We start from the raw sequence: 23688 nt of genomic DNA on the forward strand, positions 1-23688 counted from the left end.
CGGGGAGTCGGGACGCCGCATGCGCCGATCAGGCGACGCGCGGATCGCCGCCGCCGTCGGCGACGAACGGCAGGCCGTCACGCGACCACGCCTGCATGCCCCCGTCGAGGTTCTCGACCTCGTAGCCGGCCCGCTTCATGGCCTCGGTGACCGCGCCGCTGCGGTTGCCCGAGCGGCACACCGCCACGAACTCGCGCTCGGCGTCGAGTTCGTCGATGCGCTGGTTGAGCTGGCCCATCGGGATGTGCAGGGCGCCCTCGATGTGGCCGGCCTGCCACTCGTCCGGCTCGCGGACGTCGAGGAACACCACGTCGTCGCGGCGTGCGTATGCGGTCTTGGGATCCACGCAGGGCTCCTGGGCGGTGTCGCCGTCGCGGGCGTCGTCGGGGAGGAGTGGTACCGCGCCACCGGCCCGCGCGTCAATGCGGCGGCGGGCCGGGGGAGCGGTGCCGCGCCCGGCGCAATGCTCGGTGGTCAGCGGCCGTCAGCCGCCGTCAACGGCCGAAGCGCCGCAGCCGCAACGAGTTGGTGACGACCGACACGCTGGAGAAGGCCATCGCGGCCCCGGCGATCATCGGGTTGAGCAGCCCGAGCGCCGCGACCGGGATCGCCGCGGTGTTGTACGCGAACGCCCAGAACAGGTTCTGCCTGATGGTGCGGTGGGTGCGGCGGGACAGGGCGATCGCGGTCGCGACCCCGTCGAGGTCGCCGCGCATCAGGGTGAGGTCGCTCGATTCGATGGCGACGTCGGTGCCGGTCCCGATCGCGATCCCGAGGTCGGCCTGGACGAGCGCGGGCGCGTCGTTGACACCGTCGCCGACCATCGCGACCGCATGCCCTTCGGCCTGCAGCCGGGCGACCTCGGCCTGCTTGTCCTCGGGCAGCACCTCGGCCAGGACCCGGTCGATGCCGACCTGGTCCGCGATCGACTGCGCCGTGCGGTGGTTGTCGCCGGTGATCATCGCCACCTGCAGTCCCAGCGCGTGCAGCCGCGCCACGGCGGCCGCCGCGCCGTCCTTGAGCGTGTCCGCGACTGCCAGCACACCGCGTACCTCGCCGTCCCAGCCGGCGAGGACCGCGGTCCTGCCCGCCGACTCCAGCCGGGTTGCCTCGTCCTCGAGGTGGTTCGGGACGCGCAGTCCCGCGTCGGCCATCAGCTTGCGGCGGCCGACCGCGACGTCGACGCCGTCCACGCGGCCGCGCACCCCGTGGCCGGCGATGGCCGCGAACGCCGTCGCGGCCGGCAGCTCGCTCCCGGTCCGCTCGCGGGCACCGGCCGCGATGGCCTGGCCGACCGGATGCTCGGAGTCGGCCTCGACCGCGCCCGCCAGCCGCAGCAGTGTCGGCTCGTCGGTCTGCCCCGCCACCACGTCGGTCAGCGTCATCTGCCCGTGGGTGAGGGTGCCGGTCTTGTCGAACACGATCGTGGAGACGTCGCGGGTCCGCTCGAGCACCTCCATCGACTTGATCAGGATGCCGAGCTGGGCGCCGCGTCCCGTCCCCGTCATGGTCGCCATCGGCGTGGCCAGCCCGAGCGCGCACGGGCAGGCGATGATGAGCACGGCGACGGCGGCCAGCATCGCGCGGCCGGTGTCGCCGGTGGCCAGGGTCCATCCGAGGAACGTCGTCAGCGCGATCGCGATGACGGTGGGTACGAAGATCGCCGAGACCCGGTCCGCGAGCCGCTGCAGGTCGGACTTGCCGGCCTGGGCGTCCTCGACCAGGCGCACGATCTGCGCCAGTGCGCTGTCGGCGCCGACGGCGGTGGCGGCGACGGTCAGCACGCCCGAGGCGTTGACGGTCGCGCCGGCGACTCGGCTGCCGACCGCCTTCTCGACCGGGACGGACTCGCCGGTGAGCATCGACTCGTCCACGGCGGAGGCGCCCTCGACGACCTCGCCGTCGACCGGGATCTTCTCGCCGGGACGGACCTTCACGAGGTCACCGACGACGACCTCCTCGACGTCGACCAGCTGCTCGACGCCGTCGCGGACGACCCGGGCCTGCTTGGCCCCCAGCTCGAGCAGCGAGCGGATGGCGCGGCCGGCGTTGCCCTTGGCGCGCGCCTCGAGGTAGCGGCCCAGGACGATGAAGGCGATGATCACGACCTGTGCCTCGTAGTACAGGTCGTGCCCGCCGGTGACCAGCTCCCAGGTGGAGAACAGGTAGGCCGCCAGCGTGCCCATGGCGATGAGGGTGTCCATGTTGGCGCTGAGGTGGCGGGCCCGGCGCCCGGCCTCGCGCAGGAACGGCCAGCCGATGTAGAACTGGACCGGGGTGGCGACGAGGAACATCGCCAGCCGCATGCCCGGGTTCATCACGGCGAAGTCGTGGTAGAGCATCGTCGAGAGCAGGAACAGCGCCGGGCCGGTGACCAGCACGAGCCGGCGTCCCCACAGGCGACGGTGGGCGGCTTCCTCGCGGTCGGCCCGCTCGGCCCGCTCGGCCGCCGTGGGACCGGCGTGGGCCGGGGACGCCGAGGCCGCCGAGGTGGTATCCGCCCCGGCGTCGCCGGTCGGGGTGCTGGTCTCGACGCCGTAGCCGGCCGCCTCGATCGCCGCCCGCCAGCCCGCCGGGTCGGCGTCGCCGTCGGCGGTGACCCTCGCCACACCGGTGGCGAAGTTGACCTCGGCCGCCGTGACACCCGGTTGCTGCTCGAGTGCCCGCTGCACGCGGGCGGAGCACGACCCGCAGGTCATGCCGGTGACCTGCAGGCGGTGCACGGCGGGCGTCGCCGGCGCGGGTTCGGGCAGGACGAGCGTGTACCCCGTCTTGTCGACCGCCGCGCGCAGCGCATCGAGGTCGGCGTCGGGCTCGAGCTGCACGCGGGCGCTGCCCGTGGCGAAGTTCACCTCGGCGTCGGCGACGCCGGGCTGCCGGGCGAGCGTGCGCTGGACCCGTGCGGCACACGACCCACAGGTCATGCCCTCGACGGGAAGGTCGAGCGAACGCGTCGGCGCCTCGGTGCTCATGGCGGCAGCTCCTGTCGTCAGGACTTGACGAGTCGTTCGATGGCCTTGGTGGCCTCGGTGACCATCGCGCGGGCCTTGTCGGCGTCGCCCTCGGCGGCCGCGTTGGCGACACAGTGGCCGACGTGTTCGTCGAGCAGGCCGATGGCGACGTTCTGCAGCGCGCCGCTGACGGCGGCGATCTGCTGGAGGACGTCGATGCAGTACACGTCCTCGTCGATCATGCGCTGGAGGCCGCGTACCTGGCCCTCGATGCGCCGCAGCCGCCCGAGGTACTGGTCCTTCGTCATGGTGTAGCCGCGCAACGTGTCGCCTCGCTGTCGGGGACGCTCAAAGGTCATGGACGTCACATGGATACCGTACGGGGGTATGGCATCAGGCGCAAGACCGCTGCGATCCGCGGCGTGGTGACGACCGTCGGCCGGTTGGCACTTCCGGCCCGCGCCGCGTCGGCCTACGGTTGGTCGCCACCACGGACCGAAGGAACCTCGTGCCAACGCGGGCCGACACCACCACCATCGCCGGACTCACGGTCGACCGGGACCTGCAGCGCTTCGTCGACGAGGAGCTGCTGCCGGACTCCGGCGTCGACACCGAGGGGTTCTGGCCCGGCCTGGCCGAACTGATCGCGAGGTTCACGCCCCGCAACCGCGAGCTGTTGGCGCACCGCGCCGACCTGCAGGCGCGGATCGACCAGTGGCACCGCGACGAGGGGGACGGCCTCGCCGATCCCGCCGCCTACCGGCGGATGCTCGACGAGATCGGATATCTGCGCCCGGACCCGGACGATCCGCGCATCTCGGGTGACGTGCCGGTGGACCCCGAGATCGGCGAGATCGCCGGGCCGCAGCTGGTGGTCCCCGTCACCAATGCCCGGTACGCGGTCAATGCGGCCAACGCCCGGTGGGGTTCGCTCTACGACGCGCTCTACGGCACCGACGCCCTGGGCGACCTGCCGCCGGCGGGTGCCTACGACCCGGCGCGCGGTGCCCGCGTCGTCGCCTGGGCGGCCGACTTCCTCGACACGGCGGTTCCGCTGCGCGACGCCTCGCACGCCGACGCGACCGGCTACGTCGTCCGTGACGGCGCCCTGCGGGCGGAGATCGCCGACGGCAGCACCGGCCTGCTCGACCCCGGCGCGTTCGCCGGTCACCTCGGCGACGCGGACGCGCCCGAGTCGGTGCTGCTCGAGCACCACGGCCTCGGCGTCCAGCTGCTGTTCGATCGCGACCACCCGGTCGGCGCCGAGCATCCGGCCGGCCTGGCCGACGTGCTGCTCGAGGCCGCGGTGACCGTCATCATGGACCTCGAGGACTCGGTCGCCGCCGTCGACGCCGCCGACAAGGTGCTCGGCTACCGCAACTGGCTCGGGTTGATGCGCGGCGACCTCAGCGCCGACGTCGACAAGGACGGCCGCAGCTTCGTCCGCCGGCTCGAACCCGACCCGGTGTTCACCGCACCCGACGGCTCGGCGCGTCGTCGCCGCCGGCGTTCGCTGCTGCTCGTGCGCAACGTCGGCCTGCTGATGACCACACCGGCGATCCTCGACGGCGACGGCGACGAGGTCTTCGAGGGCCTGCTCGACAGTGTCTTCACCGTGCTCGCCGCCTGTCACGACCGGCGGCGCGACACGGCCGACCGCAACTCCGCCGTCGGCGCGGTCTACGTCGTCAAGCCCAAGCTGCACGGCCCCGACGAGGTCGCCTTCACCTGCGAGGTCTTCGCCGCGGTCGAGGAACTGCTGGGCCTGCCGGCCAACACGATCCGGCTCGGGCTGATGGACGAGGAACGACGCACCTCGGCCAACCTGCCCGCCTGTGTCGCGGTGGCGGGGGCGCGGCTGGCGTTCATCAACACCGGCTTCCTCGACCGCACCGGCGACGAGATGCACACCGCGATGGAGGCCGGCGCCATGGTGCGCAAGGCCGACATGAAGTCGCAGCCGTGGTTGCAGGCGTACGAGGACCGCAACGTCGACGTCGGTCTCGCGGCCGGCCTGCGGGGCCGGGCCCAGATCGGCAAGGGCATGTGGGCCGCGCCCGACCGGATGCAGGCGATGCTCGAGGAGAAGATCGGCCATCCGAAGGCGGGTGCCAACTGCGCCTGGGTGCCCTCGCCGACGGCCGCCACGCTGCACGCGACCCACTACCACCTGGTCGACGTCCACGAACGCCAGGCCGAACTGCTCGACCGCAGTCCCGCGTCGCTGGACGACCTGCTGACCCTGCCGCTCGCCGACGGCCAGCCGTGGTCGGCGGAGGAGCGCCGGGCGGAGGTCGACAACAACGTGCAGGGCATCCTCGGCTACGTCGTGCGCTGGGTCGACCAGGGCATCGGCGTGTCGAAGGTGCCCGACCTGTCCGGCACGGCACTCATGGAGGACCGGGCGACGTGCCGCATCTCGTCGCAGCACGTCGCCAACTGGCTCCGCCACGGCGTGGTCACCGAGGACGAGGTGATGGCGTCGTTCCGGCGCATGGCCGCCGTCGTCGACGAGCAGAACGCGGGCGATCCCGCCTACCGGCCGATGGCACCCGGGTTCGACGGGCCCGCGTTCCAGGCCGCGGTCGACCTCGTGTTCGAGGGCCGCGAGCAGCCGTCGGGCTACACCGAACCGATCCTGCACCGCCGGCGCCAGGAGGTGAAGCAGGCAGCGCAGGACTGACGCGGCGGCTCCGTGGCCCGGTCCGGTGCCGGAGGCCGGTCATCATCCGGTCACCAGGAGGTCACCAGGAGGTGCGTTCGCAGTCGTCGCAGGCCGCGTGGTCGGCGGGTTCGACCTGCACGGTCGCATGCCCGACGCCGTGGTGGCGGAGCAGGCGGCGGGCGCCGTCGAGGGCGGCGTGGCCGTCCGAGCCGGGGGACAACCGCAGGTGCACGGACCCGACGTCCATGCCCGACGTGAGCGTCCACAGGTGCAGGTCGTGGACCGAGGCGACGCCGTCGAGCTCGCCGAGCTGCTGTTCGACGGCCGCCACATCGAGGTGGGGCGGCGCCGACTGCAGCAGCACCCGCAACGCCTTGCGTCCGAGGCGCCAGGCCCGGGGCAGCACGAACCCACCGATCGCGAGCGCGAACAGCGGATCGGCCCGGGTGAACCCCGTCGTCAGGCTCACGACGGCGGAGGCGACGACCCCGACGGACGCGAGCATGTCGGCGAGTACCTCGAGGTAGGCGCCCTCGACGTTGAGCGAGGCCGCCGCGCCGGCGCGCAGCAGCAGGAAGGCCGCGAGGTTGACCAGCAGGCCCACCGCCCCGATCAGCAGCATCGGCAGGGCCAGCACCTCCGGCGGTGCGCTCAACCGGCGCACGGCCTCGACGATGATGAAGAGCGCGACGGCGGCGAGCAGCAGGGCGTTGGCGAGCGCGGCCAGGATCTCCAGGCGGTAGAGCCCGAAGCTGCGCTGGGGAGCGTGCCCGCCCCGACCGGCGACCTGGATGGCCGCGAGCGCCATGGAGATGCCCAGGACGTCGGTGAACATGTGACCGGCGTCCGACAGCAGCGCGAGCGAGTTGGTGAGCAGACCGCCGACGAGTTCGACGACGAAGAAGCCGCCGATGAGGAGCAGTGCCGCCACCAGCCGGCGCTTGTAGGCGGCGCCGGCGTGGAGCGCGACCGCCGCGGACCCGTGGTCGTGGGCGTCACCCATGGCCGCGCTCGGCGGTCGCCGCGCCGTGACGCAGGTGTTCGCGTGACAGGTCCAGCAGCAGGCGGACGTGGGCGTCGTCCAGGCGGTAGTGCACGTGCCGGCCCTCGCGTCGGCTGCGGACCACGCCGGCGGTCCGAAGCAGACGCAGGGCCTGCGAGACCGAGGTCTCGGAGGCCTCGACCAGCTCGGCCAGGTCACCGACGCACAACTCGCCGGCCTCGACGAGTGCGTACAGGATGCGCGCGCGGGACGGTTCACCGAGCAGCCGGAACAGCTCGGCCAGCTGTTCGGCCTCGGCCCGCGACACCAGCGAGGCCCGGACGATGGCGGTCCGCGCCGACGAGGACGTGGCGTCGCACTGCTCGGCGACCGTGACGGTCGAATCGGACACCGAAGCCCTCCCCGGCGGCGACGGACGGGACACCTGCACACCTGTGCAGATGTTCCGGCGTGGGCATGTCGGCGTCAACCCGGCGACCTGCCATCATGCGCGCTCGACCCGCCGCCGCCACGGGAGCAGGACCAGGTGAGTACCGCACTGCAGGGCCTCCGCGTCGTCGAACTCGGCGGGATCGGTCCCGGACCCCACGCCGCGATGGTGCTGGCCGACCTCGGCGCCGACGTCGTCCGCATCGAGCGGCCCGCCGGGGGACTGCAGCTGGGCGACCCGACCCGCGACCCGGTCCTGCGCGGCCGCCGATCGGTCCATGCCGACCTGCGCGACGCGGACGACCTCGAGGCCGTCCTGACGCTGCTCGACCACGCCGACGTCCTCGTCGACGGGTTCCGCCCGGGCGTCACCGACCGGCTCGGCCTGGGGCCCGAGGCGCTGGCGCGGCGCAACCCCCGCCTGATCTACGGCCGCATCACCGGCTGGGGCGCCGAGGGACCGCTCAGCCAGCGGGCGGGACACGACCTCAACTACCTCTCGCTGACCGGCGTGCTGCACGCGATCGGGCCACGCGAGCGCCCGAGCGTCCCGCTCAACCTGGTCGGGGACTACGGCGGTGGCTCGCTCTACCTCGTCATCGGCATCCTTGCGGCGCTCGCCGAGCGGGAGCGCTCGGGCCTCGGGCAGGTCGTGGACGCCGCCATCGTGGACGGGGTGGCGAACGTCGCCCAACTGGTCTGGGGCATGCGTGGCCAGGGACTGTGGAACGACGAGCGTGGCACCAACCTGCTGGACGGCGGCGCACCGTTCTACGACACCTACGCCTGCGCGGACGGACGCCATGTCGCCGTCGGCGCCCTCGAGCCGGCGTTCTACGCCCAGCTGCTGGTCGGGCTCGGGCTGGACGGGCAGGACCTGCCGGCGCAGTACGACGTCGCCGGCTGGCCGCAGCTTCGCCGACGGTTCACCGAGGTGTTCGCGACCCGTCCCCGCGACGCGTGGGCCGCGGTGTTCGCCGACACCGACGCGTGCGTGACCCCCGTGCTGGGTTTCGACGAGGCGCCAGAACACCCCCACCTCGCGGCGCGCGGCACGATCACCGAGGTCGACGGCGTCCCCCAGGCCGCCCCCGCGCCACGCCTGTCGCGCACGCCCGCCGTGGCACCCACGCGGGCGCCGGCGCCGGGCAGCACCGGACTCGCGGAGGCCGTGGCCGACTGGCGCGGCTGACCGGCCCGTCGTTCAACTCGCCCGCCGCTCAACTCGCCCGTCGGTCAACCGGGCCCGTCGGTCAACCGGCGCCGTCGATGTCCGCGACCAGGGCGTCGGCGTCGGCATCGTCATGGTCGAGCACCGCGTCGATCGCGGGCAGGTACCGGTCGAACGCCGCGAGGTTGTGCTCGATCAGGGCCGCAAGCAGGGCGCCGCTCAGTCGGTCGGTGCCGTGGTCGAGGCTGGTCTTGAACCGCAGTTCGCCGTCGCCGAGATCCAGCTCGAAGTTGCCGATGACGAGTCCGTAGTTGGCCTGCGTCACCAGGCGCATCATCCGGTCGCGACGCTCGACGGGCACCTCGCGCGGATGCAGCGAGTACACCGTCACCTGCGGCTGGGGGTCGTGCGAATGACAGAAGACCTCCCAGTGGCCGTGCTCGCCGGTGTGCTCGAAGGCGACCGTGGCGAGCTCGGCGCGGGCGACGACGTCGCGTCCGGATGCTTCCAGGGTGTCGCGCAGGAAGGCGAAGCCGCCGCCGGCGCGCAGCCCGCTCATCGCGGTGGCAGGACGCGCAGGTCCTGCAGCACGTCCTCGAACACCGGCAGGTCCTGGGCGGCGCGTTCCCGGCGCGTGGCCGCGTTGACCACGTACAGCCGATCGGCGTCCGCGGCGATCAGGGCCTGCAACTGCGTGAAGGCCAGCCCCGGCCGTGGCGTCGAGGCATAGGTCGTGACCGCGACCTCGGCGAGGCTCGAGTTGGTCCACCGCCGGGTCCCGAGCAGCTCGAACCCCGCAGCCTCGGCGAGCCGGGTACGGGAACTGGCGACGAAGTCCTCGAACCAGGACGGCCCCGTGCCGTCCGGCTCGCCCGCCACGAACCCCATCGTCGGGCGATAGTCGTCGAGTTCGGCCACCGGCCGGGCGTAGAAGCGGATCTGGTTCGGTCCGAGCTGCTCGACGTCCCAGTCGTCGGGAACGAGCAGCGACAGCAGCAACCCGGCGTGGGCGAAGCTGGTCTTCGCGGGGACCATGGGGGCTCCGGCAGCGGTGTCGGCGGCGAGCACGGTCATACCAACACCAACCGTGCGGTCGAGAACGCCTGCTCGAACACGGGCACGTACCGGTCGGCGGCGTGTGTGGGGGCGAGCCCGGTGAGCGAGAAGACCGTGGCACCGGTCGGCACGTACGCCTCGAGTCGCACCACCTCGACGTCGAGGTCCTCCTGGCGGTAGCGCAGCAGTTGCAGCACGGCGTCGCGGCCGTCGACCTCGATCTCGCGGCGCCACTCGAGCGCGCGTCCCGGCAGCTCCGCGGAGACGTCGGCGAGGTCGCCGGCGGCCTCCTCGTCGCCGGGTGGCACCGGCACCGCCTTGACCAGGATCCGGCCGCCGAGCGGCGCGTCGGCGTCGAGGTCGTCGGCGTACACGGCCGCGTTGATCTCCGGGGCCTCGTCCGCCTGCACGAAACCGACCGGGAGCTCGAGCGAGACCCGGGTGGCCCACGAGAAGACGTGGACGCGACTCGGCGTACGGACGCTCACGACTCCAGCCCCTGCCTCCGTTGCCGTCCGGAGGCGGTGCCAACGCTACTACGGCGCGCACACGATCGCGGGACCTCGCGCACCATCGTCGGCACGCGGCAGCGTTTCTGAAGCGGTCTCGCCGGGAATGGTCGGATTCCATCCGGCGGGGCCACCTGCGGGGGGCTCGTCACGGCTCCCCGCGGGGGGACGCGATGGCCGCGCCGGGTGGTCCTGACCAAATCGCCCCGGGAACGCGGCAGTCGCGTGCCGGCCACGTCACGATTGTGCGCGCGCGGGAGCCATGCCCGCGGCCGGGGGGATCGTGGGCGACAGGACGGGGATGCGGGCGACGCAAATCGACGCCCTCGTGGCCGCGGTCGTGCTCACGGGGGTCGGGGTCTTCGCGGCGAGCGTGGTCCTGACGCGGCCGGCACCGCCGACCGGCGTGGCCCTGGGCGGCCTCGTCGTCTTCGGCGTGCTCTTCCTCCTGGCCGAGTGCTTCCCCATCCGGCTGTTCAACGGCCGCGACGTCGGCGAGTTCTGCTCGTCGCCGGCGTTCGCGTACGCGCTGCTGCTCACCCTGCCGTTCCCCTACGCGATCGGCGTGATCGGCGTGGGGACCCTGCTGGCGGAATGCCGCCCCACGGTGCGCCGGCCCTGGCGGAAGGCCGCGTTCAACGTCGGGCAGTCGGTGCTCGTGTTCGCCGCCGGTGCCGCCGTGCTGAAGGCCTTCGGGATCCCGGCCGCCCCCGACGGCGTGCTGGCCGATGCCGTCGTCCTCGCCCTGCTGCCCTCGGGCCTCGCGCTGTACGGCACCAACCTCGCGCTGCTCGGGCTCGCCGTCGCGGTGGACCGTGGCCAGCGGGTCCGGACGGTGTTGCGCGGTGCGCTGTCGGGTCGCGACCTCGTGGCCCAGTACCTGCTGATCGGCCTCGCGCCGGTCATGGTCCTGCTGTGGCGCGAGAACCGGCTGCTCCTGCCGTTCCTGCTGCTGACGGTGGGCGCGACGATCCAGGCGACCGGGGCCGCGATCCGCCGACGGCACGAGGCGTACCACGACCCGCTCACCGGGCTCGCGAACCGCCGGCTGCTCGACGAGCGCCTCGCAGCGCTGACGACGAGGGGGCGGCGCGGGTTCGCGGCGATGCTCATGGACCTCGACGACTTCAAGCGCGTCAACGACGAGCTCGGCCATCACGTCGGCGACCAGCTGCTGGTCCAGGCCGGACGACGGCTCCGTCGGATCGCGGGCATCGACACCATCGCCCGCGCCGGGGGCGACGAGTTCGCCTTCGTCCTCCGCCGCAGCGATGCGGTGCGGGCGCGCCGCATCGCCGGCGAGATCGTGGCCGCCGTCACCGCGCCGTATGACATCGGCGGCGGGTCCGTGCGGATCGGCGCCAGCCTCGGCATCGCCTTGTTCCCGGACCACGGTGACGACGCCTCGAGCCTGATGCGGCAGGCCGACGCCGCCATGTACCGCGCCAAGCGTCTCGACGGCACCGACCGGCCCGCCAGCCCGCGCATCGCGTTCGCGGCGGACGAGCCGGTGGCGGCCGGCGGGACGGCTACGCCGTGAACTCGGTCAGGATGCGGTTGAAGGTCGCGCTGGGCCGCATCGCCGCCGTGACGGCGTCGCGGTCGACCCAGTAGTAGCCACCGATGTCGACCGGGTCACCCTGCGCGGCGTTGAGTTCGTCGACGATGGTCGCCTCCTTGGCACCGAGTGCCTCGGCGAGCGGCGCGAACGTGGCGGCGAGCTCGGGGTCGGTGTTCTGGCCCGCCAGCTCACGGGCCCAGTACAGCGCGAGGTAGAAGTGGCTGCCCCGGTTGTCGAGCTCGCCGACCTTGCGCGAGGGTGACCGGCCTTCCTCGAGCAGGGTGCCGACGGCCCGGTCGAGCGTGTCGGCGAGCACCTGGGCGCCGGCGTTGTCGAACTGCTGGGCGAGGTGCTCGAAGGACACGGTCAGCGCCAGGAACTCGCCGAGCGAGTCCCACCGCAGGTGGTTCTCCTTGACGAACTGCTGCACGTGCTTGGGCGCGGACCCGCCGGCGCCGGTCTCGAACAGTCCGCCACCGTTCATCAGCGGGACGATCGAGAGCATCTTCGCGCTCGTGCCCAGCTCGAGGATCGGGAACAGGTCGGTGAGGTAGTCGCGCAGCACGTTGCCGGTCACCGAGATCGTGTTCTCGCCGGCGCGGGCCCGCTCGAGGGTGAACCGCGTCGCCTCCGCGACCGGCATGATCTCGATCTGCAGCCCGTCGGTGTCGTGCTGTTCGAGCTCGGTCTCGACCTTGGCGAGCACCTCGGCGTCGTGCGGGCGGTCACGGTCGAGCCAGAACACCGCCGGCCAGCCCGTGGCGCGGGCGCGGTTGACGGCCAGCTTGACCCAGTCGCGGATCGGGGCGTCCTTGGTCTGGCACATGCGCCAGATGTCGCCCTCGGCGACCTCGTGCTCGAGCAGCGTGTCGCCGTCGGCGGACACGACCCGGACGGTGCCGGCGGCCGGGATCTCGAAGGTCTTGTCGTGCGAGCCGTACTCCTCGGCCTTCTGCGCCATCAATCCGACGTTGGGCACGGTGCCCATGGTCGAGGGGTCGAACGCGCCGTGCTGGCGGCAGTGCTCGATCGTCTCCTGGTACAGCGACGCGTAGCTCGAGTCGGGGATGACGGCCTTGGCGTCCTGCTGCTCGTCGTCGGCGTTCCACATCTGCCCGGAGGTCCGGATCATCGCCGGCATCGACGCGTCGACGATCACGTCGGAGGGCACGTGCAGGTTGGTGATGCCGCGGGTGGAGTCGACCTGGGCCAGGTCGGGGCCACGCTCGTAGGCGGCCTGGATGTCGGCCTCGATCTGCGCGCGCTCCTCCTCGGACAGCTCCGCCAGCGCCGCCTCGAGGCTGGCCATGCCGTCGTTGGCGCTGACGCCGAGCCGCTCGAACGTCGCCGCGTGCTTGTCGAACAGCTCGCCGTAGTAGGCGCGGACCGCGTGGCCGAAGATGATGGGGTCGGACACCTTCATCATGGTGGCCTTGAGGTGCACGCTGAACAGCACCCCCCGCTCACGCGCGTCGTCGACCTGCGCCTCCAGGAAGCGGACCAGTTCCGCTTTGCGCATCACCGCGGCGTCGATCACCTCGCCTGAGAGCAGCGGGGTCGACTCCTTCAACACCGTGGTCTGGCCGTCGGCTGCCACGAGCTCGATCCGCACGTCGGTGGCGTCGGCGACGGTGACCGAGCGCTCCGACGAGCGAAAGTCGCCCTCGCCCATCGTGGCCACGTGCGACTTCGAGTCCGACGACCAGGCGCCCATCGAGTGGGGGTGCTTGCGGGCGAACTCCTTCACGGCGGCGGGTGCGCGGCGGTCGGAGTTGCCCTCGCGCAGCACCGGGTTGACGGCGCTGCCCTTGACCGCGTCGTAGCGGGCGCGTGCGTCCCGCTCGTCGTCGTCGGCGGGGGACTCGGGGTAGTCGGGCAGGGCATAGCCGGCCGCCTGCAACTCGCGGACCGCCGCCTTCAGCTGGGGGATGGAGGCGCTGATGTTGGGCAGCTTGATGATGTTGGCCTCGGGCGTCTTCGCCAACTCACCGAGCTCGCCCAGGGCATCGGGGACGCGCTGGTCCTCGGGCAGACGGTCGGCGAACGCCGCCAGGATGCGACCGGCCAGCGAGATGTCGCGCGTCTCGACCGAGACGCCGGCGGCTCCCGCGAAGGCCTCGACGACCGGCAGCAGCGAGTGGGTCGCCAGCGCCGGTGCCTCGTCGGTGTAGGTGTAGATGATCTTGGTCATGTCCGGGCCCGTTCACGTCGTCGAAGGTGGCGGCGGCATCGCGTCGAGAGGGCAGCCGGCCGCGGTTCTCGGTGGCGACGACAACCTACTCGCTGCCGAGGAAGCGGCTCCAGCCCGGCACTCGTCCGTCGGCGCGGGACATCTGTGCCCGTCCGACCGGGCCTTGTGGCGCGACCCCGGCTGCGCTACCTTCCCGACCGAACGTTCGGTTTGACCGACCCGGCGAGCGGGAGCCAAGCGATGACGGTCGAGGACCAGCGCACCGAGGAGTTCGTGGCGTACCTGCACGCCGGCGGCAAGGTCGAGGCCACCGGCTGGGTGGGCCCCGGGTGGGACGAGGCCTGGATGCCCGACACCTACCGGCAGCTCAACCTCAAGTTCATCGAGATGCACGCCAACTCCGAGATCATGGGCGCGCTGCCGGAGCGCGAGTGGATCGCGCGGGCGCCGAGCCTGCGCCGCAAGCGCTCGCTGGCCGCCAAGGTCCAGGACGAGGTCGGGCACGCCCACCTGATCTACCGGGTCGCGGAGACCCTGGGTCGGCCACGCCAGCAGATGTACGACGACCTCGTCGCCGGGCGCGGCAAGTTCCACAACGTCTTCCACTACCCGACCTCCTCGTGGGGCGACGTCGCCTGCATCGGCTTCCTCGTCGACGGCGCCGCGATCGTCACGCAGCGCGCGCTGCTGGACACCTCCTACCTGCCCTACGTGCGGGTGATGCGGCGCGTGGTCGCCGAGGAGTCGCTGCACTACCGCCACGGCGAGGACATCATGCTCGCGCTGGCCAGCGGCACCGACGAACAGTTCGAGATGCTGCAGGAGGCCGTCAACCGCTGGTGGGAGCCGATCATGCACTTCTTCGGCACCGACGTGGCCGCCGAGGACGACCCGATGATCCACTGGCGCGTGAAGAGCCGCACCAACGAGCAGTCGCGCCAGGAGTGGATCAACCAGTACGTGCCCAAGATGTGGGACATGGGCATCGAGACGCCCGACCCGGCCCTCCGCTACGACGAGGACGCGGGGCGGTGGCACTACACCGAGCCCGACTGGGACAAGCTCAAGCAGATCGTCAAGGGCGAGCCGACCGAGGCGACCGCCACGAGGCTGTACTGGCGCCAGCTCCTGGCTCACAACCACGAGTGGGTGCGTCAGATCGTCACCGGCGACCGCCCGCCGGCCGTCGCCGCCTGAACGCCCCGCTTCGGCACCAGGAGATCGCCATGCCCACCTTCGAGGTGTTCGGCCGCCGCAAGGCCGACGATCCGCTCGAGCACGTCGGGGCCGTGCATGCCGCCGATCCGCAGACGGCACTGCTGCTGGTGCGCGAGACCCACTTCCGTCACAACGAGGGCGTCGACTACGCCGTGGTCCCGGCCGACCAGCTCTTCCGGCTCGACGACCCGAGCCTGCTCGAGCGGCGCGTCGACATGGACTACCGGCTCCAGGCCGGCTACTCCGGGTTCCGCGAGAAGCGCCAGGCCGCCCGCGAAGCCGCCGAGCAGCGCGGCCGCTCGCACCTGCGTGAGCGACCGGTGCCCGGCGGACGGGCCGGAAAGGTGCAGGCATGACCCCCGCCACCGTCACCCTTCCCGACCTGACGACCGCCCGGGCGCGGCTGCTGCTCGTGCTCGCCGACGACGAACTGATCAGCGGCCACCGGGCCTCACACTGGACCGGCGTCGCGCCCTCGCTCGAGGAGGACCTCGCGTTCTCCACGATCGCCCAGGACGAGATCAACCACGCCGACGTCTGGTACCAGCTCCTGCTCGGCGAGGACCACGCGGACGTGCGCGCCGGGGTGGACGCCCTCGGGCTCGGCCGCGCACCGCAGGACTACCTCCACGCCATCGTGTGCGAGCGCCCGCCGGGGGACTTCGCCTACACGCTGGCGCGGCACTGGGCCTACGACCGCTTCGACGTCGTGCGGCTGGCCGCGCTGGCCGACTCGTCGGATGCCGACGTCGCGGCCGTGGCGGTCAAGCTGCTGCACGAGGAGCGCTACCACCTCGAGCACGCCGACCACTGGTTCGCACGGCTGGCCGCCGGTGGTGACGAGCCCCGCCGGCGGCTGCGCGACGCCCTGGCGATCGTGCTGCCCGAGACGCTCGGGCTGTTCGAGCCGTTCGCCGGCGAGGACGAGGCGGTCGAACAGGGGCTGCTGCCCGTCGACCATGCCACCCTGCGGGCGCGGTGGAGCGAGATCGTCGGCGCCATGCTCGACGAGGCCGGGTTCGGCGCGCTGCTGCCGGCCCCGGACGCGGCCACGCCCGAGGCGGCCAGCGGCGGCCGTCAGGGGCGGCACTCCCCGGACTTCACCGACGACGTCTGGCCCGAGATGACGGCCCTGTACCGCGCCCATCCCGGAGCCAGGTGGTGACCGGCACCCGGACCGCCGCCGACCCGACCGAGGTGCGCCGGGCCGTCGAAGGCGTCGCCGACCCGGAGCTCCCGCCGGTCACGATCGGCATGCTCGGCATGGTGCACGACGTCGAGGTGGACGACGACGGCACCGTCCGCGTCGAGCTGCTGCCCACCTTCTCGGGCTGCCCGGCCACCGAGATGATCGAGCGCGACGTCGTCGCCGCCGTCCGCGCCGTCGAGGGGGTCGACGAGGTCCGCGTCCGCTTCCGCTACGACCCGCCCTGGACCCCCGACCGCATCGACACGACCGGGCGCGAACGGCTGCGCGAGTTCGGCATCGCCCCACCGGGTGGCGCCGTCGCGTCGCCGCGCCCGGAAGGGCGTCCCACCCTGCCGCTCGCCATCGGACCCGCCTCCGATCCACGGCCGTGTCCCTACTGCGGCTCGGACACCACCGTCCGCGAGTCGAACTTCGGCCCCACGCCGTGCCGTGACCTACGGTTCTGCGAGCGGTGCCAGCAACCGTTCGAGGCGTTCAAGTCGTTCTGAGGTGCCCGGCGGCGCCCGCGGGAACGGGTCGCCGCCGCGGCACCTCCGTCTGTTTCGTGAGGAGAGCACGATGGCACGCACCCTGCAGAGCTACGTCCTCGGCGCGTGGGTGACCCCCGACGGTGACGGCGAACCCGTCGTGGACGCCGTCACCGGCGAGCAGGTGGCGGTGGCGACCGCCGCCGGCATCGACTTCGCCGCCGTGGTCCGCCATGCGCGCGACGTCGGGGGACCGGCGCTGCGCGAGCTGACCTTCCACGAGCGTGCGGCGAAGCTGAAGGAGCTGGTCGGCGTCATCGCCGAACACAAGGACGAGCTGTACGCCCTGTCCGCCCAGGGAGGCGCGACGAAGAAGGACGCCTGGGTCGACGTCGACGGCGGCATGGGCGTCCTGGCCACCTACGCGTCCAAGGCCCGCAAGGAGCTGCCGAACGCCAAGGTCGCCGTCGACGGTCCGCCGGAACCGCTGTCGCGCGACGGCAGCTTCCTCGGCCAGCACGTGTGGACGCCCAAGCAGGGCGTCGCCGTGCAGATCAACGCCTACAACTTCCCGTGCTGGGGGTCGCTCGAGAAGCTCGCGCCCGCCCTGGTCGCCGGCATGCCGGTGATCGTCAAGCCGGCGCCGCAGACGGCCCAGGTCGCCGAGGCGCTCTACCGGCACGTCGTCGACTCGGGCGTGTTCCCCGAGGGCGCGATCCAGTTCGTCGCCGGCCACCCCGGTGACCTGCTCGACCACCTCGACGGCCGCGACGTGGTCGGGTTCACCGGCTCCGCCGCCACCGCCGAGGTCATCCGTGGCCACCGCGCCTTCACCGCCCGCGCCGCCACGCTGATCACCGAGACCGACTCGCTCAACGCGGCGGTCCTGCTGCCGGGTGCGGCCGACGACGAGGCCCACGTCGACCGGTTCGTCAAGGAGATCAAGAAGGAGCTGCTGACCAAGGCCGGGCAGCGCTGCACCGCCATCCGGCGCGCCCTGGTGCCCGAAACGGCCGTGGACACGGTCGTCGCGAAGCTGCAGCAGGCCCTCGAGGGCGTGACGCTGGGTGACCCCACCCGCGAGGACGTGCGCATGGGGGCGCTCGTCAGCGCCTCGCAGAAGCAGGACGTCGTCCGCACGGTCGAGAAGTTGCTGGCCGGCTGTCGCACGGTCGTCGGCGACGACGCCCCCGAACTGCTCGGCGACGTGGACCCGGGCGCGTTCATGGCGCCGACCGTGCTCCTGCTCGAGGACCCCGGGTTCGACGCGGTGCACGAACTGGAGCCGTTCGGTCCCGTCGCGACGCTGGTGCCCTACCGCGACGCCGACGAGGCGGTGGCGCTCGTGCAGCGTGGCGGGGGAAGCCTGGTCACCTCGGTGTTCGGTTCCGCAGCCGACCCTGACGCCGCGACGGTGTTCACCGGAATCGCCGCGCACCACGGCCGGTTGCTGTTCGTCGACGACGTCTCGGCCGAGACCCAGACCGGTCACGGCACGCCGCTGCCGCACCTGGTCCACGGTGGTCCCGGTCGGGCCGGTGGCGGCGAGGAGATGGGCGGGGTCCGCGGGATCCACCACTACCTGCAGCGGACCGCGCTGACCGGCTCGCCCGAGCTGATCACGCGCATGACCGGCCGGTACGCGCCCGGGGCGCCGCGCCGCCTCGACGTCGAGCACCCGTTCAAGCTGACCTACGACCAGCTGCAGATCGGGGACGCGCTCGAGACCGAGGAGCGCGAGATCACGCTCGCCGACATCGAGCGCTTCGCCGAGCTGTCCGGCGACACCTTCTACGCCCACATGGACGAGGAGGCGGCCAAGGCCAGCCCGATCTTCGAGGGTCGCGTCGCCCACGGCTACTTCCTCGTCTCGGCCGCCGCCGGGCTGTTCGTCTGGCCCGACCCCGGCCCGGTGCTCGCCAACTTCGGGCTCGAGAACCTGCGGTTCCTCGCGCCGGTCTACCCCGGTGACCGCATCAAGCTGTTCCTGACCTGCAAGGACAAGGTGACCCGCCGCGAGCCCGACCAGGGCACCGTGACCTGGGACGTCGAGGTGCTCAACCAGCACGGCGAGGTGGTCGCCGCCTACGACGTGCTCACCATCGTCCGGCGCGAGGTGCCGGCGTGAGCATCGACCGGGTCGGGGTCGCCGGCGGCGGCACCATGGGCGCAGGCGTCGCCCACCGTCTGCTGGTCAACGGCATCGAGGTCGTGCTCGTCGAACGCGACGACATCGAGGCCGCCAACGCCCGCGAGCGGGTGATCGGAGGGCTGGAGCGCGCCCACGAGCGCGGCTACCTCGCCGACGAGGTCGAGGGGGTCGCCGGGCGCCTCACGGTCGCCGGCTCCCTCGACGCCTTCGCCGGCCTCGGGTTCGTCATCGAGGCCGTGCCCGAGCAGCCCGAGCTCAAGCGCGACCTGCTGGGGCGCATCGAACCGTTGCTGGCCGACAACGCCGTGCTCGCGACCAACACCTCGTCGCTGTCGATCGACGGCATCGCCGCCTCGCTCCAGCGGCCGGGACGCTTCTGCGGCATGCACTTCTTCAACCCGGTTCCGGCCTCCGACCTGCTCGAGATCGTGCGTGGCACCGCCAGCGAACCGGGCGCGGTCGAGGCGGCGCGTGAACTGGGCGAGCGTCTCGGGCTGACCACCATCGAGGTCGACGACGCGCCCGGGTTCGCGACCTCGCGGCTGGGCGTCGCGCTCGGGCTCGAGGCCATCCGCATGGTCGAGGACGGGGTCGCGTCGGCCGAGGACATCGACACCGCGATGCGCCTCGGTTACAAGCACCCGATCGGCCCGTTGCGGCTGGGGGACCTGGTGGGGCTCGACGTCCGCCTCGGCATCGCCGAGTACCTCGCGGCCGAGCTCGGACCCCGCTTCGAACCGCCGAAGCTCCTGCGCGACATGGTCGCCGAGGGCAAGCTCGGCAAGAAGAGCGGCGAGGGCTTCTTCTCCTGGGAGTGACCGGCATGCGCGACCTGACCCCGCCCCGCGACACGCTCGACCCGATCGAGGTCGCGTCGATCGACGAGTTGCGCGGCCTGCAGCTCGAACGCCTGCGCTGGTCGCTTCGCCACGCCTACGACCGGGTGCCGCACTACCGGCGCAGCTTCGACGACGCCGGCGTCCATCCCGACGACCTGCGCTCGCTGGAGGACCTGGCACGGTTCCCGTTCACGACGAAGCAGGACCTGCGCGACCAGTACCCGTTCGGCATGCTCGCCGTGCCGCAGGAGCAGGTGTCGCGGGTCCATGCCTCGTCCGGCACGACCGGCAAGCCCACGGTGGTCGCCTACACGAAGTCCGACCTCGACGTGTGGGCCGACGTCGTGGCCCGGTCCATGCGGGCCTCCGGCGTCCGGCCCGGCATGAAGGTCCACGTCGCCTACGGCTACGGGCTCTTCACCGGCGGTCTGGGCGCCCACTACGGCGCCGAGCGGCTCGGCTGCACCGTCATCCCGGTCTCGGGCGGCATGAGCGAGCGGCAGGTGCAGCTCATCGTCGACTTCGCGCCCGAGGTCATCATGGTGACCCCGAGCTACATGCTGGCGCTCCTCGACGAGATGCGGGTCCAGGGCGTCGACCCCGCGGCGACGTCGCTGCAGGTCGGCATCTTCGGCGCCGAGCCGTGGACCGACGCCGTCCGTCGTGAGGTCGAGGAGACCCTCGACATGCACGCGGTCGACATCTACGGGCTGTCGGAGGTCATCGGTCCGGGGGTCGCCAACGAGTGTGTCGAGACCAAGGACGGCCTGCACGTCTGGGAGGACCACTTCTATCCCGAGGTGATCGACCCGCAGACCGGCGAGGTGCTGCCCGACGGCGAGGAGGGCGAGCTGGTCTTCACCTCCCTGACCAAGGAAGCCATGCCGATCGTCCGCTACCGGACGCGGGACCTGACCCGTCTGCTGCCCGGAACGGCACGCACCATGCGGCGGATCGAGAAGATCACCGGCCGCACCGACGACATGATCATCCTGCGCGGGGTCAACCTGTTCCCGTCCCAGGTCGAGGAACTGCTGCTGGACGTCCCCGGCCTCGCGCCGCACTTCGAGTGCGTGCTCACCCGCCCCGATCGCATGGACCAGCTGACGGTGCGCGTCGAGGCACGCGACGGCGAGCTCGGCTCGTCCGACGAGCGGGAACGCGCCGCCGCCACGCTGCGTCAGCGCGTCAAGGCACGCATCGGCGTCAGCGTCGACGTCGAGGTGGTCGACCCCGCCGCGGTCACCCGCTCGATCGGCAAGGCCAAGCGCGTCCGCGACCTGCGCGAGCCGCGCTGACGACGCCGCACCACGGGCGTGGTCCCGTCACCCGACGGCGACCGCTTCGGCGAGGGTCGACGGCTGCGTCACGCCTGCTGCCGGCGCTCGACGAGCATGCTGCCGGCGTGCGGGACGAAGATCGAGGTGTGCCCGTCGTCCCACTCCACCTCGACGCGCAGTGGATCCTCCTGCAGCACCCGCCGGACCACGCCGTGCCGATCGACCTGGGCGACCTTGTTGGAGCGGACCTGGATGGGGTCACCCTCCCGCAACTGCATGGCAGCCTCCCCGCACGAGCCGACACCTCGAGTGTGCACCGAAACGCACGGGGCGTCGACAGGACCTGCGATTCGTGCACCCGCTGTCGCGCTCACGGGACGGTGACGACCACCTTGCCGAGGGCGTGGCCGTCCTTGACGTAGCGGAGCGCCTCGGCGCTGCGGTCGAGCGGGAAGGTGCGGTCAAGGACCGGGCTCAGCGTTCCGTCCGCGACCGCCGCGGCCAACTCCTGCAGGTCCTCCGGACCGGTCGTCGCCACGATCCAGCGCAACTGCTGACGGACGAGCGGGGTGGTGAGGGAGGCGCGCAGGTTGCGTCCGAGCCCGCCCAGCCACGCGCCGCCACCCTCGCCCCCGACGATGACCAGCGTTCCCGTGGGCGTGAGCGCGCGGCGCAGGTGGGGGAGCGGACGGAGGCCCGCGATGTCGATGATCACGTCGTAGCGCCGGTCACCCGAGAGCGGGTCGGTGCGGTGGTAGTCGATGACCTCGCTCGCACCCAGCGAACGCACCAGGTCGGCCTTGCCATCGCTGCAGACGGCGGTGACCCGGGCGCCGTCGGCCACGGCCACCTGCACGGCGAACGTGCCGACACCGCCACCGGCGCCCAGGACGAGGACATCGTGCCCGGCCTGGACACGTCCGCTGCGACGGACCGCCTGCAGTGCCGTGGTCGCCGACACCGGTAACGCGGCGGCCTGCTCGACCGTCACGGTTTCGGGCCGGTGGAGGCAGCGGTCGGCGCGTGCGACGGTGAACTCGGCCAGCACGCCCCGGCCGACACCGAAGACCTCGTCACCGGGCTGCGACGAGGTGACGCCTTCGCCCACGGCCACGACCGTGCCGGCGACGTCCAGGCCCGGCACCAGTCGCCGGGGACGCCGCAGCCCGGCCGCGAGGCGCACGATGCGTGGATCGCCGGCGAGCAGGTGCCAGATGCTCGGGTCGATGCCCGCCGCGGCCACGCGTACCAGCACCTCGCCGGCCGCGGGGACGGGGCGCGGCAGGTCCGCCGCCCGCAGCGCCTCGGGTGGCCCGTAGACGGGCTGGGTGATGGCGCGCATGGTCGCCACGGCATCCGGCGCGGCCGGAACTGACGCTGCGGCACTGCTCATGAGGTGATCCGTGTCGTCCGGGGCCGGGCGGGATGCCGCGACGCTGCACCGGAAAGCACCTAACCATACGTTGTAAGGTTGGTCAAGGGAGATGGCTCGGGCACGAGCATCCGCCGTGTGGGCGGGAGGTTTTCAGCCGCGCTCGAGGCGACGGGCCAGACCGTCGAGGAGGACGTCGAGGCCGAACTCGAACTCCGCCTGGTCGTCGCACCAGCCCAGCGTCGTGCCGGGGTCGTCGTGGGTGACCTCGGCCAGCATCTGCGCCAGGTGGGGCACCTGGGCCGCGAACCGCTCGAGCTCGGCCATCGTGGCCGTGTCGGCGTCGACGTCGTCGGGCGCGAACAGTTCCTGGGTGAAGCCCATGGCGCGGCTGCCGAGCGCGTGCAGGGCGTGGTGGGCCAGGTCCCAGGAGAAGCCGCCGGCGCGCAGCAGGGCCAGCACGCCGTCGAAGTAGCGCATGACCGCCGGGCTGATGGTGGAGCGGGTCGCGATCAGCTGCGGGGCCCACGGATGGCGCAGCAGCACCTCACGCGCGGCCAGGACCCGCGCGCGCAGGGCCGCGTGCCACCCGTCGGCCCCCGTGTCGTCGACCGGGGGGACGGCGGCATTGATCTCGTCGACGACGACCTCGACGAGACCGTCGAGCAGCGCCTCCTTGCCGGGCACGTGGTGGTACAGCGACATGGCCTCGACGCCGAGCGACTGGGCGAGGTTGCGCATCGTGACCGTCGCCAGGCCGTGCTCGTCCGCGAGTGCCGCGGCCGTCCGCAACACGCGGTCGCGGCTCAGCGGGCGACGGCGCGTCGACTTCTCCGGTGACGCGCCCATGGGACCGACCCTCCGCTGGCCTGCTGCTGCCGTTGCGCGGGCCAGCGTAGGGCGGTGCCATGGCGGCGACGGTTTCATGGCGGCCGACGGCGTGATGACACGGCGCGGTGGTGCGCTCACGGCGAGGAGGACCTCTGGCTGAGCGCACGACCGCGCGCCGGCATCACGCGGTGTCCGGCGCGTCAGCGTTCGAGGCCGCGGAGGGTCATCTCCACCAGGGCGTCGGCGACCTCGTCCGCGCTCGCGCCCCGGCCGGGGCGGTACCACTCGACGAGCGAGTTGACGGTGCCGAACAGCAGCCGCGTGACGAGCGACGGATCGAGGTCGGCGCGCAGGTCGCCGTCGTCGACGGCCTGCGCCACCAGTTCCGCGACACGCCGGTCGAACTCGCGCCGTCGCTCCAGCGCGTCCTGCTCGGTGGGGGTGTTGCCCCGCACCCGCAGCAGCAGCGTGACGAAGGGCAGCTCCGCGTCGAGGACGGCGACGCTGCGCCGCACGACGTGCTCGAGGCGGTCCCGTGCGCGGCCGGTGGTCGACGCCGGCTCGTCGAGGACGGCGAACAGCGCCGAGAGGGCACGGTCGAGCGCCAACCCCAGCAGGGCGTCCTTGCCGGCGACGTGGTGGTAGATGCTCGACTTCGTGATGCCGAGCGCCGCGGCGAGGTCGCCCATCGACGTGCCGTCGTAGCCGCGTTCGTTGAACACGCGCACCGCCACGTCGAGCAGCGACGCGGCGGTGTAGTTGGGGCGGGGCGAGGCGGACACG

The 23688-nt window shown here is 72.5% G+C and carries 23 protein-coding genes; 10 read left to right on the plus strand and 13 right to left on the minus strand.

Annotation, left to right across the window (positions count from 1 at the left end; genetic code table 11):
* Window positions 1–28 precede the first annotated feature (28 nt).
* The 3 genes from ACERMF_RS04040 to ACERMF_RS04050 form a co-directional block, all read right to left on the minus strand.
* A complete protein-coding gene (locus ACERMF_RS04040) occupies window positions 29–346 on the minus strand; it encodes a rhodanese-like domain-containing protein (RefSeq protein WP_373667739.1) in 318 nt (105 codons plus the stop codon).
* A 148-nt stretch (window positions 347–494) separates the two neighbouring features.
* Entirely contained in the window at window positions 495–2972 is a 2478-nt protein-coding gene (locus tag ACERMF_RS04045) for a heavy metal translocating P-type ATPase (RefSeq protein WP_373667740.1), read from the minus strand.
* 17 nt (window positions 2973–2989) lie between these two features.
* Window positions 2990–3310: a metal-sensitive transcriptional regulator gene (locus tag ACERMF_RS04050; RefSeq protein WP_373667741.1), complete on the minus strand. Its 321-nt coding sequence runs from the start codon at window positions 3308–3310 to the stop codon at window positions 2990–2992.
* A 149-nt stretch (window positions 3311–3459) separates the two neighbouring features.
* Here ACERMF_RS04050 and ACERMF_RS04055 point away from each other — a divergent pair, with 149 nt between their 5' ends.
* On the plus strand, window positions 3460–5634 hold the full coding sequence (locus tag ACERMF_RS04055) for a malate synthase G (RefSeq protein WP_373667742.1): 2175 nt from the start codon (window positions 3460–3462) through the stop codon (window positions 5632–5634).
* A gap of 61 nt (window positions 5635–5695) precedes the next feature.
* Here the strand turns inward: ACERMF_RS04055 and ACERMF_RS04060 are convergent, their stop codons facing one another.
* Both ACERMF_RS04060 and ACERMF_RS04065 read right to left on the minus strand, forming a co-directional pair.
* Entirely contained in the window at window positions 5696–6619 is a 924-nt protein-coding gene (locus tag ACERMF_RS04060) for a cation diffusion facilitator family transporter (RefSeq protein ID WP_373667743.1), read from the minus strand.
* Window positions 6612–6944, minus strand: a complete 333-nt coding sequence (locus tag ACERMF_RS04065) for an ArsR/SmtB family transcription factor (RefSeq protein WP_373667907.1) — start codon at window positions 6942–6944, stop codon at window positions 6612–6614. Before ACERMF_RS04065 ends, ACERMF_RS04060 begins: the two co-directional genes overlap by 8 nt.
* 201 nt (window positions 6945–7145) lie before the next feature.
* Here ACERMF_RS04065 and ACERMF_RS04070 point away from each other — a divergent pair, with 201 nt between their 5' ends.
* On the plus strand, window positions 7146–8240 hold the full coding sequence (locus ACERMF_RS04070) for a CaiB/BaiF CoA transferase family protein (RefSeq protein ID WP_373667744.1): 1095 nt from the start codon (window positions 7146–7148) through the stop codon (window positions 8238–8240).
* Between the two features lie 61 nt (window positions 8241–8301).
* Here ACERMF_RS04070 and ACERMF_RS04075 read toward each other — a convergent pair whose 3' ends face one another.
* The 3 genes from ACERMF_RS04075 to ACERMF_RS04085 are packed head-to-tail and all read right to left on the minus strand — an operon-like array spanning window position 8302 to window position 9763.
* Complete coding sequence (locus ACERMF_RS04075) at window positions 8302–8778, minus strand: YbjN domain-containing protein (protein ID WP_373667745.1); 477 nt, start codon at window positions 8776–8778, stop codon at window positions 8302–8304.
* Window positions 8775–9293 (minus strand): hypothetical protein, encoded by a 519-nt coding sequence (locus ACERMF_RS04080; RefSeq protein ID WP_373667746.1) that lies wholly within the window; start codon window positions 9291–9293, stop codon window positions 8775–8777. The genes ACERMF_RS04075 and ACERMF_RS04080 overlap by 4 nt, the downstream gene beginning before the upstream one ends.
* The gene (locus tag ACERMF_RS04085) at window positions 9290–9763 is read right to left on the minus strand and encodes a hypothetical protein (protein WP_373667747.1); all 474 of its coding nucleotides are present in this window, start codon (window positions 9761–9763) and stop codon (window positions 9290–9292) included. Before ACERMF_RS04085 ends, ACERMF_RS04080 begins: the two co-directional genes overlap by 4 nt.
* A 322-nt stretch (window positions 9764–10085) precedes the next feature.
* Here ACERMF_RS04085 and ACERMF_RS04090 point away from each other — a divergent pair, with 322 nt between their 5' ends.
* Window positions 10086–11324, plus strand: coding sequence for a diguanylate cyclase domain-containing protein (locus ACERMF_RS04090; RefSeq protein WP_373667748.1), 1239 nt, complete (start codon window positions 10086–10088; stop codon window positions 11322–11324).
* Here the strand turns inward: ACERMF_RS04090 and ACERMF_RS04095 are convergent.
* Complete coding sequence (locus ACERMF_RS04095) at window positions 11314–13536, minus strand: NADP-dependent isocitrate dehydrogenase (protein WP_373667749.1); 2223 nt, start codon at window positions 13534–13536, stop codon at window positions 11314–11316. The two genes, ACERMF_RS04090 and ACERMF_RS04095, sit on opposite strands and share 11 nt — an antisense overlap.
* Window positions 13537–13776: 240 nt before the next feature.
* On the opposite strand from ACERMF_RS04095, the gene paaA reads away from it, so the two are divergent.
* The 7 genes from paaA (at window position 13777) to paaK (ending at window position 20720) form a co-directional block, all read left to right on the plus strand.
* Window positions 13777–14733 (plus strand): 1,2-phenylacetyl-CoA epoxidase subunit PaaA, encoded by a 957-nt coding sequence (paaA, locus tag ACERMF_RS04100; protein ID WP_373667750.1) that lies wholly within the window; start codon window positions 13777–13779, stop codon window positions 14731–14733.
* A gap of 29 nt (window positions 14734–14762) precedes the next feature.
* On the plus strand, window positions 14763–15110 hold the full coding sequence (locus ACERMF_RS04105; protein WP_373667751.1) for a hypothetical protein: 348 nt from the start codon (window positions 14763–14765) through the stop codon (window positions 15108–15110).
* On the plus strand, window positions 15107–15919 hold the full coding sequence (gene paaC, locus ACERMF_RS04110) for a 1,2-phenylacetyl-CoA epoxidase subunit PaaC (protein WP_373667752.1): 813 nt from the start codon (window positions 15107–15109) through the stop codon (window positions 15917–15919). The genes ACERMF_RS04105 and paaC overlap by 4 nt, the downstream gene beginning before the upstream one ends.
* A complete protein-coding gene (gene paaD, locus ACERMF_RS04115) occupies window positions 15916–16452 on the plus strand; it encodes a 1,2-phenylacetyl-CoA epoxidase subunit PaaD (protein ID WP_373667753.1) in 537 nt (178 codons plus the stop codon). The genes paaC and paaD overlap by 4 nt, the downstream gene beginning before the upstream one ends.
* A gap of 70 nt (window positions 16453–16522) precedes the next feature.
* On the plus strand, window positions 16523–18559 hold the full coding sequence (gene paaZ, locus ACERMF_RS04120) for a phenylacetic acid degradation bifunctional protein PaaZ (protein WP_373667754.1): 2037 nt from the start codon (window positions 16523–16525) through the stop codon (window positions 18557–18559).
* Window positions 18556–19401: a 3-hydroxyacyl-CoA dehydrogenase family protein gene (locus ACERMF_RS04125; RefSeq protein ID WP_373667755.1), complete on the plus strand. Its 846-nt coding sequence runs from the start codon at window positions 18556–18558 to the stop codon at window positions 19399–19401. Before paaZ ends, ACERMF_RS04125 begins: the two co-directional genes overlap by 4 nt.
* A 5-nt stretch (window positions 19402–19406) precedes the next feature.
* On the plus strand, window positions 19407–20720 hold the full coding sequence (paaK, locus tag ACERMF_RS04130) for a phenylacetate--CoA ligase PaaK (RefSeq protein ID WP_373667756.1): 1314 nt from the start codon (window positions 19407–19409) through the stop codon (window positions 20718–20720).
* Window positions 20721–20788: 68 nt separating this feature from the next.
* On the opposite strand, the gene ACERMF_RS04135 is transcribed toward paaK, so the two are convergent.
* From ACERMF_RS04135 to ACERMF_RS04150, 4 genes are all read right to left on the minus strand, one after another.
* A complete protein-coding gene (locus ACERMF_RS04135; RefSeq protein ID WP_373667757.1) occupies window positions 20789–20980 on the minus strand; it encodes a DUF1918 domain-containing protein in 192 nt (63 codons plus the stop codon).
* A 92-nt stretch (window positions 20981–21072) separates the two neighbouring features.
* On the minus strand, window positions 21073–22095 hold the full coding sequence (locus tag ACERMF_RS04140; RefSeq protein ID WP_373667758.1) for an NAD(P)-dependent alcohol dehydrogenase: 1023 nt from the start codon (window positions 22093–22095) through the stop codon (window positions 21073–21075).
* Between the two features lie 132 nt (window positions 22096–22227).
* Window positions 22228–22923: a TetR/AcrR family transcriptional regulator gene (locus tag ACERMF_RS04145; protein ID WP_373667759.1), complete on the minus strand. Its 696-nt coding sequence runs from the start codon at window positions 22921–22923 to the stop codon at window positions 22228–22230.
* 182 nt (window positions 22924–23105) lie between these two features.
* Window positions 23106–23687, minus strand: a complete 582-nt coding sequence (locus tag ACERMF_RS04150; RefSeq protein ID WP_373667760.1) for a TetR/AcrR family transcriptional regulator — start codon at window positions 23685–23687, stop codon at window positions 23106–23108.
* Window position 23688 lies beyond the last annotated feature (1 nt).

This window comes from Egicoccus sp. AB-alg6-2, assembly GCF_041821025.1.
Classification (GTDB): domain Bacteria; phylum Actinomycetota; class Nitriliruptoria; order Nitriliruptorales; family Nitriliruptoraceae; genus Egicoccus.

What these genes read in the sequence shown, in the direction of transcription:
- ACERMF_RS04045 (WP_373667740.1), bottom strand. Translation starts at nt 2,972, where the DNA reads ATGAGCACCGAGGCGCCGACGCGTTCGCTCGACCTTCCCGTCGAGGGC.
- ACERMF_RS04050 (WP_373667741.1), bottom strand. Translation starts at nt 3,310, where the DNA reads ATGACCTTTGAGCGTCCCCGACAGCGAGGCGACACGTTGCGCGGCTAC.
- ACERMF_RS04060 (WP_373667743.1), bottom strand. Translation starts at nt 6,619, where the DNA reads ATGGGTGACGCCCACGACCACGGGTCCGCGGCGGTCGCGCTCCACGCC.
- ACERMF_RS04075 (WP_373667745.1), bottom strand. Translation starts at nt 8,778, where the DNA reads ATGAGCGGGCTGCGCGCCGGCGGCGGCTTCGCCTTCCTGCGCGACACC.
- ACERMF_RS04080 (WP_373667746.1), bottom strand. Translation starts at nt 9,293, where the DNA reads ATGACCGTGCTCGCCGCCGACACCGCTGCCGGAGCCCCCATGGTCCCC.
- ACERMF_RS04090 (WP_373667748.1), top strand. Translation starts at nt 10,086, where the DNA reads ATGCGGGCGACGCAAATCGACGCCCTCGTGGCCGCGGTCGTGCTCACG.
- ACERMF_RS04095 (WP_373667749.1), bottom strand. Translation starts at nt 13,536, where the DNA reads ATGACCAAGATCATCTACACCTACACCGACGAGGCACCGGCGCTGGCG.
- paaA (WP_373667750.1), top strand. Translation starts at nt 13,777, where the DNA reads ATGACGGTCGAGGACCAGCGCACCGAGGAGTTCGTGGCGTACCTGCAC.
- ACERMF_RS04105 (WP_373667751.1), top strand. Translation starts at nt 14,763, where the DNA reads ATGCCCACCTTCGAGGTGTTCGGCCGCCGCAAGGCCGACGATCCGCTC.
- paaC (WP_373667752.1), top strand. Translation starts at nt 15,107, where the DNA reads ATGACCCCCGCCACCGTCACCCTTCCCGACCTGACGACCGCCCGGGCG.
- paaZ (WP_373667754.1), top strand. Translation starts at nt 16,523, where the DNA reads ATGGCACGCACCCTGCAGAGCTACGTCCTCGGCGCGTGGGTGACCCCC.
- paaK (WP_373667756.1), top strand. Translation starts at nt 19,407, where the DNA reads ATGCGCGACCTGACCCCGCCCCGCGACACGCTCGACCCGATCGAGGTC.
- ACERMF_RS04135 (WP_373667757.1), bottom strand. Translation starts at nt 20,980, where the DNA reads ATGCAGTTGCGGGAGGGTGACCCCATCCAGGTCCGCTCCAACAAGGTC.
- ACERMF_RS04140 (WP_373667758.1), bottom strand. Translation starts at nt 22,095, where the DNA reads ATGAGCAGTGCCGCAGCGTCAGTTCCGGCCGCGCCGGATGCCGTGGCG.
- ACERMF_RS04145 (WP_373667759.1), bottom strand. Translation starts at nt 22,923, where the DNA reads ATGGGCGCGTCACCGGAGAAGTCGACGCGCCGTCGCCCGCTGAGCCGC.